Origin of the sequence: Dysgonomonas mossii DSM 22836, assembly GCF_000213575.1 — a bacterium.
Taxonomy (GTDB): Bacteria; Bacteroidota; Bacteroidia; order Bacteroidales; family Dysgonomonadaceae; genus Dysgonomonas; species Dysgonomonas mossii.
In genome coordinates, this window is record NZ_GL892011.1 from 141,927 (window position 1) to 155,713 (window position 13,787).

Genomic DNA, 13,787 nt, shown 5'->3' on the forward strand with positions numbered 1-13,787 from the left:
TAAAAAAAAACAGAACATGTTTGATTTAGATAATTTACAAGAAATATGGGTAACTATAACTCGAAATAAGCTTCGAAGTTTCCTTACTTGCATAGGCGTTTCGTGGGGTATTTTCATGCTTATTATTCTCATAGGTATCGGATATAGCTTTCAAGGAGGTATCATGAAAAATGTAAGCGGATTTGCATCCAACTCCTGCTTCTTTTGGACAGATGTTACCAGTGAACCGTACAAGGGATTCCGTAAAGGACGTTTCTGGTCGATGAACAGAAAAGATGTTACGCTGATCAGAGAAAAAGCCCAATCTGTGGAATATATTTCTCCTGTACTCTTTGGAAATAGCGGAGATAAAAATGTTGTACGTGGACGAAAATCAGGATCGTATGGAACCAGAGGGATATATCCCGATCATTTCAATATAGAACAACAGCACATACTCATGGGACGGGTATTCAACGAATTGGATATAGCGGGCACTCGCAAAGTATGTGTAATCGGACGAGAAGTTTATGAAACATTATTTCAGCCGGGGGAAAATCCCGAAGGACAATATATAAGAGTAAATGGAATATACTTTCAAGTAATTGGAGTGATTCGTCCTAAGTCGAACATGTCGATCGGCGGAGATGTAGAATCAACGGTTTTTATTCCATTCTCAACAATGCAACAGGCCTTTAATCAAGGAGACAAAGTATATTTCATGGCATGTACGGCTAAGCCGGGTTATCCAGCCTCTGTGGTAGAAGAAGAGGTTACAGCGATAATAAAAACAGCGCACGACATATCTCCTACCGATGAAAAAGCCGTAGGTAGCTTTAATATAGAAAAACAGTTCCAAATTTTCAACAACTTATTTTTAGGTATTGATTTCCTTATATGGTTTGTAGGAATAGGTGCTTTGTTATCCGGTATTATAGGCATCAGTAATATTATGCTGGTAACGGTACGTGAACGAACTCGGGAAATTGGGGTAAGGCGTGCTCTTGGCGCTAAGCCAATAACAATAGTCAAGCAAATCTTGAGTGAAAGCTTTGTTTTAACGACAATCGCCGGATTTGCAGGCTTTTTTGCAGGAATAGCACTCATAGAAATCATCAGCTATGTAATGAGCAAAAATATAAGTGACGAAGTATTTCTCATACCACCACTTGTTTCATTTTGGACAGCAATAGCAGCACTTGGGGTATTGATTGTATCGGGGATACTTTCCGGTTTGATGCCTGCAATGAGAGCACTGCGCATAAAAGCAATCGATGCTATCAGAGAAGAATAATTTACTGTAAAGAATAAAAAATAGAAAATTAAATAATATGAAAGCTTTAAAAATTATTGGACTAGTACTTATCGGATTAATTTTCTTTGGTACATTATATTTTCTTTTTAGAAAATCTCAACCTAAAAAGATTGTTTATGAGATATCAACTGTAGAATCCGGAGATATAGAAAACACTACTGTCGCAACAGGAAAGGTATCGCCTCGTGATGAAATTCTTATCAAACCTCAGATCTCCGGTATTGTATCCGAGGTGCTGAAAGAAGCCGGTGATTTTGTAAAAGAAGGAGAAATTATCGCTACGGTAAAAGTAATACCGGAGGTCTCTCAGTTGAATAGTGCTGAATCGAGAGTAAATGTTGCACGCATCAATCTGAACCAGATAAAAGCGGAATACGACAGACAGAAACAACTTTTTGGTAAAGGAGTAATAGCCAAGGAAGAGATGGATAAATCGGAGGCAGATTACAAAAAAGCTGTAGAAGAGCTCGATAACTCTAAAGATAATTTAGACATTGTAAAAAATGGGATTTCTAAAAAAACAGCACAATACAGTAATACTCAGATCAGATCTACTATTACAGGTATGATACTAGATGTTCCCATTAAAGTCGGAAACTCTGTTATTCAGGCCAATACATTTAATGATGGTACTACTATAGCTAGTGTAGCCAACATGAACGATATGATCTTTATTGGAAAAGTAGACGAAACCGAAGTTGGACGTATACATACAGGTATGCCGATGAAGCTATCAGTGGGTGCTATAGAAAACAAAAAATTTGATGCTGTTCTAGAATATATCGCACCAAAAGGTGTTGAAGAAAACGGAGCCATTCTTTTTGAAATAAAAGCAGCAGCACGTATCCCTGACACAGTCGTCATTCGTGCCGGATACAGCGCAAATGCAGAAATCGTATTATCTAAAGCTGAAAAAGTATTATCTATACCGGAAAGTACGATAACATTTAGTAATGACTCTGCGTATGTATACGTGCTAAAAGATTCTATAGAACAATTGTTTGATAAAAAACTAATTACTACAGGACTATCTGACGGAATAAAAGTAGAAGTAAAATCCGGGTTGAAAAAGGGAGATAAAATCAGAGGAAACGAAATTTCGGATAAATCTAAAAAGCCTGCTCAAAAATAGACCGATAGGATAATATATACAATTATGAAAAAAGCAATAACATTCTGTGTCCTATTAAGTTTCTGTTTTACAATACAAGCACAAACGGTAAGAAAAAGGACATATGTAGAAAAGGCTGAGCCGGGTTCTGAAAAGACCTTAGATGAGACGGCAGATTCAACTAAAATATCAGAAGAACGCACGGCAGAACCTGTACAAGTAAAAACACCACTTTTTACTCAAGGAACTGGTAAGTGGACATTGAAACAATGTGTTGATTATGCTGTAGAAAATAATATCGACCTTCGACAACAATCTCTGAATGTAAAAAGTGCAGAAATAGATTTGAGTACATCAAAGAATAGTCGCTTGCCAAATTTAAACGGAAATATTGGACAAGATTTTAACTTTGGACGCTCTATCAGAACCACAACAAATACAGTGGGTACAGGAAATACAGGCTCGACCAGCTTTGGCGTATCAACATCAGTTCCTCTATTTACAGGATTCCGTATTCCAAATCAAATTAAATCGGATGAATTAAATTTGCAAGCTGCTGTTGAAGGATTGAAAAAAGCAAAAGAAAATCTTGAACTACAAGTAGTATCATTATATCTAGATGTGCTTTTCAAAAAAGAGATTCTAAAAGCATATAAAGATCAAGTATCGTATAGTTCTCAGCAAGTAGAACGCACACAGTTGTTACTTGAAGCTGGAAAGGTTCCATCATCACAATTGTACGATATCAAAGCGCAGTTAGCTAAAGATGAATTGAATGTGACTATGGCAAATAATGACCTTGATTTATCTCTGCTAAATCTGTCACAATCACTAAATTTGCCGACAACTAAAGATTTTGACATAGAAGAACCTAATTTAGGAGATGTTGTATACGATAATATTTCTAGTATAATACCACCCGATCAGGTTTACACTATGGCATTACAAACAAAACCTCATGTTAAAGAGGCTCAGTATAAGCTAGAAAGTTCACAAAAACAACTAAAAGTTGCCCAGTCCGGCTACTATCCTACTTTAGACATGACTATGCGCTATGGCAGCGGATTTGATCGTATTTATAAAAAAGGAGTGGATCAGGAAAGCATATCTAAACAACTTAGTCAAAATCAGACTAAGTATATAGGCTTCTCACTCAATATCCCGATCTTCAATCGCTTCCAAACACGAAACCAAGTACGTAGCGCACGATTAAACATAGAGAATCAGGACCTAGCTTTAGACAATGTAAAGCTTGCCTTATACAAGGAAATACAGCAAGCCTATCAGAGTGCTGTTGCAGCTCAGGCTAAATATGGTTCTACAGATAAAGCCTACGATGCAGCGGAAGAATCTTTCAAGTATGCACAAGAAAGATATGAAATAGGAAAATCTACTGTTTTTGAATTTAATGAAGCGAAAACTAAATTATTGACAAGTAGATCAGAACAGATTCAGGCGAAGTATGATTTCCTTTTTAGGAGTAAAATATTAGATTTCTACCAAGGAAAACCTATAGATTTGGAATAATTAAGTTTAATGTAGAATCAGGTGTTATCAGATTCCGTGAAATATCTTATGTTTCACGGAATTTTTATTTTAAAAACATGTCTTTACAAGTCAATTCTCTAGCGAAAAAATTATATATTTGTATAAAGCTTAAATATAATTAACACCATTAACTAAAACCTATAATGAAAGAGTTTTTTGCTAATATGGATGGCACTCAACAGTTTTATTGGTATATAGCCATCGGAGCGAGTGTAATATTTATTATCCAAACAATAATGACCTTTGTTGGAGCCGATGCAGATACAGGTGTTGATGCAGATTTTGATGGAAATCTTGACGGAGGAGATTCTCCTTTTCAGCTTTTTTCACTTCGAAACCTAATTAATTTTCTTCTGGGATTTGGATGGGCAGGAGTATCTCTTTACACTGCTATAGAAAGTAATGTGCTTTTAGCCATTGTTGCTTTTCTGGTAGGAGTACTCTTCATCGCATTCTTTTTCTTCATTATGCGAGCATTACTAAAGTTATCAGAAGATAATAGCTTTAAAATAGAAGATACAATCGGAAAAACCGCAGATGTTTATCTTTCTATACCTGCAGCAAAAACAGGTAAAGGAAAAGTTTTTATTAGTGTTAAAGGTTCTACTCATGAACTCTCAGCTATCACCAATAGTGTTGATGAGATCAAAAACGGCTCATTAGTGAAGGTTGTAGGTATAGAAGGAGATATATTAATTGTTACTCCTTTAACTCTTTAAACAACCCTTTGATTGAATAAATACAATGAATTTTAAAATAAAACTCTTATTATGGAAGGATTATTTGAAGGAACGGGAGTTCTTTTCGTAGTTGCTATAGTTGTGATATTTGTCCTCGTTATGACAATGGTATCTAGGTACAAGCGTTGTCCGTCGGACAAAATATTAGTTGTATATGGTAAAACAGGAGGGGCTTCAGCCAAATGTATACACGGTGGAGGTGCTTTTATCTGGCCGGTAGTACAAGATTTTGCTTATTTAGATTTGAAGCCGATATCTATCGAGGCCAATCTGACGAGTGCATTGAGTAAACAGAACATCAGGGTCGATGTCCCATGTCGATTTACTATTGCTATCTCTACCGAGAAGGAGAATATGAATAATGCGGCAGAGAGATTATTAGGCTTGACCACTTCGCAAATACAAGAATTGGCAAAAGATATCTTATTTGGTCAGCTTCGTTTGGTTATTGCCACAATGATGATTGAAGAAATTAACTCTGATCGTGATAAATTTCTGGACAATATCTCCAAGAATGTAGATACTGAATTACGTAAGATTGGACTTAAGTTAATCAACGTAAACGTGACCGACATCAATGATGAATCAGGGTATATTGAAGCTTTAGGGAAGGAAGCTGCTGCAAAAGCCATCAATGAGGCGAAAGTGAGCGTCGCTGAACAAGAAAAAATGGGTGAAACAGGGAAGGCTGTAGCCGATAGACTTCGTGACGTGCAAATAGCTGAAACGCATAGAGATAGGGATGTACAGATAGCTATAGCGCAGAAGGACAAAGAGGTTAGTATTGCCGGAGCATTCAGAGATGAGTCGATTGGTAAAGCTGAAGCAACGAGAGATACTCGTGTAAAAACGGCTGAAGCAAATGCTGTAGCTGTAAAAGGAGAAAATATTGCAAAAATTGAAATCGCAGGCTCTGATGCTCTACGTCGTGAAAAAGAAGCAGAAGCCTTGAGACTTGCTGTTTCATCAGAAAAAGTACAAGAGGCAAAAGCATTAGAAGAAGCATATCAGGCAGAACAAAGAGCTGAGTTGGCTCGTTCTGAAAGAGAACGCTCTACTCAAATAGCTAACGTTGTAGTTCCTGCGGAGATAGAAAAACAAAAAATCATAATTGAAGCCCAAGCTAAAGCTGAACAATTGAGAGAACAAGCTCGAGGTGAAGCGGATGCTATATTTGCTAAAATGGATGCAGAGGCTCGAGGGTTGTATGAAATACTATCGAAACAAGCAGAAGGTTATAAGGGTGTTGTAAATGCAGCCGGAGGCGACCCTATAGCGGCATATCAGTTATTACTGATAGAGAAGCTTCCTGAACTGGTGAAAACTCAAGTTGAAGCTATCAAAAATATTAAAATCGATAAAATTACTGTTTGGGATTCGTCAGGTAACAATACCAACGGACAAACAACTACAGCAAATTTTGTTTCAGGTCTTATGAAGTCAGTTCCCCCTCTCAATGATTTATTCAAGATGGCTGGAATGAATCTTCCTTCGTACCTGAAGGGCGATGCTGAAAAAGCCGGAATCACCATACCCCTTGCGCATCCTATAGAGGATGAAGACAAGAACCAAAAGGAAGAAACGAAGAAAGACAAATAAAAGCAAATAAAGACCATTCTATATTTTAAGAATGGTCTTTATTTTTAATCTATTATTTATTCTAAGAAAGAAGCCCTGTGCTTTATTTATACACAAGAGCTACTTAGCAACTATAATAAAAACACTAGATTTTAGCTCACGCTAAAGTTATTTCTTTATCCAAGTATACATCTTGTATTGTATTTATCAATTCAACTCCTTCTTTCATTGGACGCTGAAAAGCTTTACGACCACAAATTAAGCCCATACCGCCTGCTCGCTTATTAACCACTGCTGTATAAACTGCATCTTTAAGGTCTGATGCCCCATGCGATTCTCCGCCGGAGTTAATTAGTCCAACACGTCCCATGTAGCCATTTATAACTTGATAACGACACAAATCGATAGGATGATCGCTAGATAATTCGGTATACATACGTTCGTCCCACTTCGCAAAGTTAATAGCTTTGAACCCACCGTTATTCGTTGGTAGTTTTTGCTTAACTATATCTGCTTTTATCGTAACACCTATATGGTTAGCCTGAGATGATAAATCTGCAGCACTGTGATAATCGACACCGTCTTTCTTGAAAGAGCTATTTCTAAGATAGCACCAAAGTATGGTTGCCATACCCAATTCGTGCGCATATTCAAACGCTTTAGAAATATCTACTATTTGTCTGCGGCTTTCTTCCGAACCAAAGTATATTGTCGCACCTACAGCTGTAGCTCCCATATTCCATGCTTCTTTTATAGTCCCAAAAAGCACTTGGTCGTATGTATTTGGGTATGTTAGCAGTTCATTATGATTAATTTTTACCACAAACGGTATTTTATGCGCATATTTTCGGGCTACTGACCCTAATACTCCATAGGTAGAAGCCACAGCACTACATCCCGATTCTATAGCAAGTTTTACTATATTTTCTGAATCAAAATAAATAGGATTTGGAGCAAAAGAAGCCCCTGCCGTATGTTCAATATCCTGATCTACGGGCAAAATAGACAAATAACCCGTATTAGCAAGCCTGCCATGACTGAATAGTCTTTGCAAACTGTTTAATGTAGGGATATTACGATCCGAATCGATCCAAACGTTATCGATAGCATTTGGACTTGGAGCATGTATAAGAGATTTGTCAACAGTCTTGCTTACATGTCCAAGAAGAAACTCACTTTGATCGCCTAAAATGTTTATAATTTTTGTATTAGCCATAATATATAAGTTTTGTATTTAGGTTATGAAAAACCATTCATGTTATATTATATAAAACAATGCTATTGGGAATATGTTTAAAAATACCATGTACATGTGTAATACATCAAAAGATTATTTAACATACATAAACCACATCTATCTTATCATATTAACTAAAAACTTAAATTAAATCTTTATCTTTGTTTGTTTCGTATCAAGAAACACTCTCTTTTTGTATTAATTTAACCATATATAAAACATTATGCTACATGAATTTACGCTTTCCAGAGGAAGAGCAATGATCAATTTTACATTAAAATATTGCGACACAAAGCAAAAACTTCTCAATAGCTATGGTTTTCGACGGGTAGTTGATTCTTTTATAAAACAATTTCTGAAGAAAGAAGAGGTTGTTATTTTCGATTATTATATTGAACATTTTGGCTCAGAAGATAATCTTGTAGATGCTTTTATCGAAGTATTTAAACTGCTTACAGTATTTGAAATTGATGAAGTTGTGGCTGTAGACAATAAGTATTCCAAATTCTTTGAAGATAAAGATTTGTTTATTGAAGTTACAGAATTGCTTTTTGAATATTGGAAAAGACTTGAACGATATACAATCGTAAGAAACAACAGACTGGGCGAAGGCCTGCAAAATGTTCGTTTTATTCAGGCCAATGATATGTTTAACGATCTCATATTATCAACAGGGCGTAGAATACAAACAACAGTTGTAGGAAGGGAATCCCGTATTTTTCGCCAATCTACAGCCGGAGCGAATGCCGGTCTTACATTAAATGATGTAAACTGGAATTGTCCGATAGAATATAAAGGGTTAACATCAATACCTTTTATTAGTACGGTGGTATTTCATCCTCCATATATTTCTTATACAAAGAGAAATACGCGTGATGGAATTTTCCAAGAGCATCAACAAAATCCGATTGAAAATCTTGTCTTAAACGAAGACGACTGGTTCGTATTTCCGGCTAAAGTGGGTAACATGCTGACGTTCGTTTATTTCCATAAAGATTTTATGGTACATGGTGTAGGGCTCTCTAATCTTTTTGAAATAGCGACAGAAAACGAATATATAGGGAAAAAACCAGATATGATCTACATATTCGGTTATCCTGACGGCCATGAAGAGAAACGTACATTCTATTACAAAGATAAAAAGAACGATATACTGATTGGATATGCAAATTATTGCGACGATATAGATTATTTCGGTTATATGAAGAAAATGCTTCTTACATTGCATAATGTGAAGCAAATAGAAAATGAAAGACTGCCTATACACGGTGCTATGGTTAATATTGTTCTTCGTAACGGAAAAGAATCCAATATTATCATCGTAGGTGATAGCGGTGCCGGAAAATCTGAAAGCCTTGAAGCATTCCGCACTTTAAATGAAAGTTATATCCGTCATATGCGTGTCATTTTTGATGATATGGGATATCTTAAAAAAGAGGAAGATGGCACTATTAAAGCATATGGAACCGAGATTGGAGCGTTTGTAAGGGTCGATGATCTCGATCCGGCTTATGCCTTCGCTCAATTAGATAGAGGTGTTTATACCAATATGGATAGAGTAAATGCTCGTGTTACAATTCCGATATCGACATATGAAATTATATCCAGAGGATATCCGATCGATTATTTCTTATATGCAAATAATTATAATGAGGCCGAAAAGAAAATCCTTCTATATGACGATCTTGATAAGGCTATTCCAATATTTGAAGATGGGGCACGTAAAGCAAAAGGAACAACAACAGAAACAGGACTTGTAAAATCTTATTTTGCAAACCCATTTGGACCGGTTCAAGAACGAGAAGCAACCGAGAAGCTTGTACGCTCATATTTTAGTGATATGAAAGAAGCCGGAGTAAAAATAGGTGAGATACACACATCTCTGGCAATTGAGGGTAAAGCAAAAGATGGCCCACGTGAGGCAGCCGAAGAGCTTTTCTCTTTGATTAATGAATAATAAATTATATATTTACAAAGCCTCTTGACTCATTCTCAGAGGCTTTGTGTATATTTTTATAATTCAGAATCAAAAAGTAATCATGAAAAAACTGAAGTTAACGCTAATCCTTTCTATCTATGTTTTATCCTGTTTTTCACTGCTTGGACAAAATTACCCCTTCCAAAACACCAACCTCTCTATTGATGAACGAGTCAACGACTTAGTGTCAAAATTAACATTAGAAGAGAAGGTCGCCCAGATGTTAAATAATACACCTGCAATAGAGCGGCTCAATATTCCGGCATACAATTGGTGGAACGAATGTCTTCATGGAATAGGCAGAACAGATTATAAAGTAACAGTATTCCCTCAGGCTATAGGTATGGCCGCAGCTTGGAATAAAGAGTTGATGAAAGAGGTTGCTTCTGCTATATCAGACGAGGGACGTGCTATATATAACGATGCCACATCAAAGGGTAATAGAGAAATATATTACGGATTAACATATTGGACTCCTAATATTAACATATTTAGAGATCCTCGCTGGGGGCGAGGACAAGAGACTTATGGCGAAGACCCTTTCTTAACGGGGGTATTAGGAAAATCTTTTGTTGCCGGATTGCAAGGAGACGATACTAAATATCTGAAAGCTGCAGCGTGTGCCAAACATTATGCAGTGCATAGTGGTCCTGAAAACACACGCCATACTTTCAATACATTTGTTACTGACTATGATTTATGGGATACTTATCTCCCTGCATTTCGGAATTTAGTAGTAGAAGCAAAAGTAGCAGGAGTGATGTGTGCATACAATGCGTATAATGGAGAACCTTGCTGTGGAAACAACTTTCTGATGCAAGAAATATTACGCGAGAAATGGAACTTCACAGGATATGTAACATCGGATTGTGGTGCAATAGACGATTTTTACCAACATCACAAAACGCATCCGGATGCTAAATATGCAGCAGCTGACGCCGTATATAACGGAACGGATATAGATTGTGGAAACGAAGCTTATAAGGCTCTCGTAGATGCTGTGAAGACCGGTATAATAACAGAAAAACAAATAGATATATCTCTTAAACGCTTGTTTACGATAAGATTCAGATTAGGCATGTTTGATCCTGCGGAAAATGTTAAATACTCTCAGATATCAACATCTGTCCTTGAATCTCAGAAACATAAAGATTTAGCTTTGAAAATAACAAGAGAATCTATTGTACTTCTAAAAAATGAGAACAATACATTACCTCTAAGCAAAAAGCTAAAAAAAGTAGCCGTTGTAGGACCTAACGCAAATAATGAAGTTTCTGTTTTGGGTAATTACAATGGTTTCCCAACGGAGATAGTAACGCCATACGAAGCTGTGAAACAAAAATTGAAAGGGGCTGAAGTTATTTATGAAAAAGGGATAGACTTTGTTACTCCTTCAACAAACAGTAAAGAAGAAGTTTCCGCATTAGTAAAACGTCTTAAGGATGTAGATGTCGTTATCTTTGTAGGTGGAATTTCCCCTGAATTAGAAGGGGAAGAAATGCCTGTTAAAATTGAAGGCTTTACCGGAGGTGACAGAACTTCTATCAAGCTACCTAAAATACAAACAGACTTTATGAAAGCCCTTGTTGCTGAAAAAATCCCTACAGTATTTGTGATGATGACAGGTAGTGCAATTGCAACAGAATGGGAATCGCAAAATATACCAGCCATTGTCAATGCATGGTATGGAGGTCAGGATGCGGGCACAGCTATTGCCGATGTACTTTTTGGGGACTATAATCCTTCAGGAAAACTCCCTGTTACATTCTATGCAAAAGATAGTGATTTGCCAGCCTTTAATTCATATGAAATGAAAAACAGAACATATCGATACTTTAACGGAGAAGTTTTATATCCGTTTGGATATGGTCTAAGCTATACTAAATTTGAATATTCACCGATCCAAGTACCGTCAACAATAGATACTGGAAACAATGCTAAAGTATCTGTAAGTATCAAGAACACAGGAAAAGTAGAAGGAGAAGAGGTTGTACAGCTTTATATTTCTTATCCTGACACGAAAGGGCAAAAACCTTTATATGCTTTAAAAGGCTTCAATAGAGTGTCACTCAAAGCTGGAGAATCTAAAACTGTAGAATTCAACCTATCGCCAAGAGAGCTCGGTTTAGTAGATGATGCTGGCATATTAAAAGTTAGTGCGGGAAAAAGAAAGATATTTATAGGAGGAAGCTCTCCTACCCCAACCCATTCAGAAAAACTTCCACTCGTTGAGAAAGATTTTGATATAAAAGGAAGTGATTTTATTGTAGAATAAGTTTGATTAGATTGACTATAAAAAAAGCCTCTGAAGAAATATTCAGAGGCTTTTGGTTTATTTTAAATTATGAAATTTCTATCAACTAAGTCCTTCAATCATACCATTTACAATATCAATATGCTTTGCTTGTGGTTCTGCCGGTAACCCGGGCATGCGCATGATATCTCCGGCTATAGCGACAATAAATTCAGCACCATTGTTAATCACTATATCATTAATTGTAAATTCAAAATCTTTGGGAGTACCGTAGAGGCTGGCATCATCGGAGAAAGAATATTGTGTTTTTGCGATACAGATCGGATAATGACTTATACCCATTTTCTTAATCGTATCGAGCTTTCTTTTAGCTTTATTGCTAAATACAACAGAAGCTGCACCATATACTTTCTTTGCCACTTTATCTATCTTAGTGTCAATAGTATCTTCATCATCGTATGTAAAAGTTAAACTTCTGGAAGGATTTAAGTCAATTTGCTCGACAACCTTCTTCGCTAATGCTATAGCTCCTTCGCCACCTTTTACATAAGAATCATTCAAGGCAAACCCAACACCCATTTTATCACAACATTTCTCTATCAATGAGATTTCTTCATCAGAATCGAAACCATATCTATTTAAAGATACAAGAACGGTCTGCCCAAAAGATTTCATATTCTCGATATGCTTGTTTAGGTTTTCAAAACCTTTCAGCAGTCCATCAATATTTTTCTTCTTAATATCTTCCAAAGCTACTCCTCCATGCATTTTCAAAGCTTGAGTAGTGATCACGATTATTGTAAGCTTAGGTGTTATACCGGCCTTGCGACACTTGATATTAAAGAACTTTTCAGCACCCAGATCAGCACCAAAGCCAGCCTCGGTTATTACATAATCAGCGTGAGACATTGCCATTTTGGTAGCAATTACAGAGTTGCAACCATGAGCTATATTCGCAAAAGGGCCACCGTGTATAATTGCCGCAGAATGTTCTGTAGTTTGTACCAAATTCGGATTTATAGCATTCTTCAATAAAACAGCAATGGCACCTGATACTCCGAGATCATTAACTGTAAAAATATTATTTTCTACGGTATATCCCAGAATGACATTTCCTATCCTTCGCTTTAGGTCCTCAATATCTTTGGATAAACATAGAATAGCCATTATTTCCGATGCCGGAGTAATCTCAAATCCGGACTCAGTGGGAATGCCATTTGTTGTTCCGTTTAGTCCTGTGACGATATATCTTAAGCTCCTATCATTTACATCCAATACCCTCTTCCATGTTATTTCCTTCAAAAAACCTTTTGTACCCTTACTTCTATACAAATAGTTATCAAGCAGGGCCGTTATCATATTATGAGCAGATGTTATTGCGTGAAAATCGCCCGTAAAATGCAGATTAATATCTTCCATCGGCAAAACCTGAGCATGACCTCCTCCGGTAGCACCGCCCTTCATTCCAAAGCAAGGGCCTAATGATGGCTCTCTTAATGCAACAACTGTTTTTTTACCTATTTTATTTAAACCCAAAGCTAATCCAATAGACGTTGTTGTTTTCCCTATTCCTGCTTTAGTGGGGGTTATCGCTGTAACCAATATAAGATTACTATTAGCTACCTTCTGGTCATTTATTAGAGATACAGGTATTTTAGCTATATATTTACCATAATTATATAGTTGCTCTTGAGATATTCCCAGCTTCTTGGCTATAATATTTATATTTTCTAACTCTATATTTCTTGCAATCTCAATATCTGTAATCATGTTATTATTGGGTTTAATGATATTAATAATTTTACGGGGAGCAAAGATAAATCTTTAAATTAAAGAATCAATAAAGATTTTTCAACACTGTAGTCCCTAATTAACACCCGTCCTCACATATATGTTCATATTCTACTATTTAGGACCAATTCATCTATCTTTATTATGAAGGAAATAGAAAAAACAATAACAGAATAGATGTTGTAAAATAGATTTCTTTTATTATCTTTGCACAGGTTTATTGCAAATCTATCTTTGTCTAGCAAAAAAAAATAAA

9 protein-coding genes are annotated in these 13,787 nt (G+C 36.3%); 7 read left to right on the forward strand and 2 right to left on the reverse strand.

The features are described 5' to 3' along the window. Positions 1–16: 16 nt before the first annotated feature. From HMPREF9456_RS15225 to HMPREF9456_RS15245, 5 genes are all read left to right on the forward strand, one after another. A complete protein-coding gene (locus HMPREF9456_RS15225; protein ID WP_006844455.1) occupies positions 17–1,273 on the forward strand; it encodes an ABC transporter permease in 1,257 nt (418 codons plus the stop codon). Between the two features lie 37 nt (positions 1,274–1,310). Next, positions 1,311–2,426 (forward strand): efflux RND transporter periplasmic adaptor subunit, encoded by a 1,116-nt coding sequence (locus HMPREF9456_RS15230; protein WP_006844456.1) that lies wholly within the window; start codon positions 1,311–1,313, stop codon positions 2,424–2,426. Between the two features lie 24 nt (positions 2,427–2,450). After that, a complete protein-coding gene (locus HMPREF9456_RS15235; RefSeq protein ID WP_006844457.1) occupies positions 2,451–3,932 on the forward strand; it encodes a TolC family protein in 1,482 nt (493 codons plus the stop codon). Between the two features lie 164 nt (positions 3,933–4,096). After that, positions 4,097–4,672: an NfeD family protein gene (locus HMPREF9456_RS15240; RefSeq protein ID WP_006844458.1), complete on the forward strand. Its 576-nt coding sequence runs from the start codon at positions 4,097–4,099 to the stop codon at positions 4,670–4,672. 51 nt (positions 4,673–4,723) lie between these two features. After that, a complete protein-coding gene (locus HMPREF9456_RS15245; protein WP_006844459.1) occupies positions 4,724–6,292 on the forward strand; it encodes a flotillin family protein in 1,569 nt (522 codons plus the stop codon). 136 nt (positions 6,293–6,428) lie between these two features. Here the strand turns inward: HMPREF9456_RS15245 and HMPREF9456_RS15250 are convergent, their stop codons facing one another. Beyond that, on the reverse strand, positions 6,429–7,487 hold the full coding sequence (locus tag HMPREF9456_RS15250) for a class I fructose-bisphosphate aldolase (protein ID WP_006844460.1): 1,059 nt from the start codon (positions 7,485–7,487) through the stop codon (positions 6,429–6,431). Positions 7,488–7,731: 244 nt separating this feature from the next. Between HMPREF9456_RS15250 and HMPREF9456_RS15255 the strand changes: the two genes are divergently transcribed. Together HMPREF9456_RS15255 and HMPREF9456_RS15260 are read left to right on the forward strand one after the other, a co-directional pair. Continuing rightward, a complete protein-coding gene (locus HMPREF9456_RS15255) occupies positions 7,732–9,465 on the forward strand; it encodes a hypothetical protein (RefSeq protein WP_006844461.1) in 1,734 nt (577 codons plus the stop codon). A gap of 82 nt (positions 9,466–9,547) precedes the next feature. Further along, positions 9,548–11,761, forward strand: a complete 2,214-nt coding sequence (locus HMPREF9456_RS15260; protein WP_006844462.1) for a glycoside hydrolase family 3 C-terminal domain-containing protein — start codon at positions 9,548–9,550, stop codon at positions 11,759–11,761. Between the two features lie 81 nt (positions 11,762–11,842). Here HMPREF9456_RS15260 and HMPREF9456_RS15265 read toward each other — a convergent pair whose 3' ends face one another. Beyond that, the gene (locus HMPREF9456_RS15265; protein WP_006844463.1) at positions 11,843–13,510 is read right to left on the reverse strand and encodes a formate--tetrahydrofolate ligase; all 1,668 of its coding nucleotides are present in this window, start codon (positions 13,508–13,510) and stop codon (positions 11,843–11,845) included. Positions 13,511–13,787: the final 277 nt, after the last annotated feature.

Bases quoted from the DNA above. Each gene is read 5' to 3' on its own strand.
- HMPREF9456_RS15225 (WP_006844455.1), top strand. From the start codon at position 17: ATGTTTGATTTAGATAATTTACAAGAAATATGGGTAACTATAACTCGA.
- HMPREF9456_RS15230 (WP_006844456.1), top strand. From the start codon at position 1,311: ATGAAAGCTTTAAAAATTATTGGACTAGTACTTATCGGATTAATTTTC.
- HMPREF9456_RS15235 (WP_006844457.1), top strand. From the start codon at position 2,451: ATGAAAAAAGCAATAACATTCTGTGTCCTATTAAGTTTCTGTTTTACA.
- HMPREF9456_RS15240 (WP_006844458.1), top strand. From the start codon at position 4,097: ATGAAAGAGTTTTTTGCTAATATGGATGGCACTCAACAGTTTTATTGG.
- HMPREF9456_RS15245 (WP_006844459.1), top strand. From the start codon at position 4,724: ATGGAAGGATTATTTGAAGGAACGGGAGTTCTTTTCGTAGTTGCTATA.
- HMPREF9456_RS15250 (WP_006844460.1), bottom strand. From the start codon at position 7,487: ATGGCTAATACAAAAATTATAAACATTTTAGGCGATCAAAGTGAGTTT.
- HMPREF9456_RS15255 (WP_006844461.1), top strand. From the start codon at position 7,732: ATGCTACATGAATTTACGCTTTCCAGAGGAAGAGCAATGATCAATTTT.
- HMPREF9456_RS15260 (WP_006844462.1), top strand. From the start codon at position 9,548: ATGAAAAAACTGAAGTTAACGCTAATCCTTTCTATCTATGTTTTATCC.
- HMPREF9456_RS15265 (WP_006844463.1), bottom strand. From the start codon at position 13,510: ATGATTACAGATATTGAGATTGCAAGAAATATAGAGTTAGAAAATATA.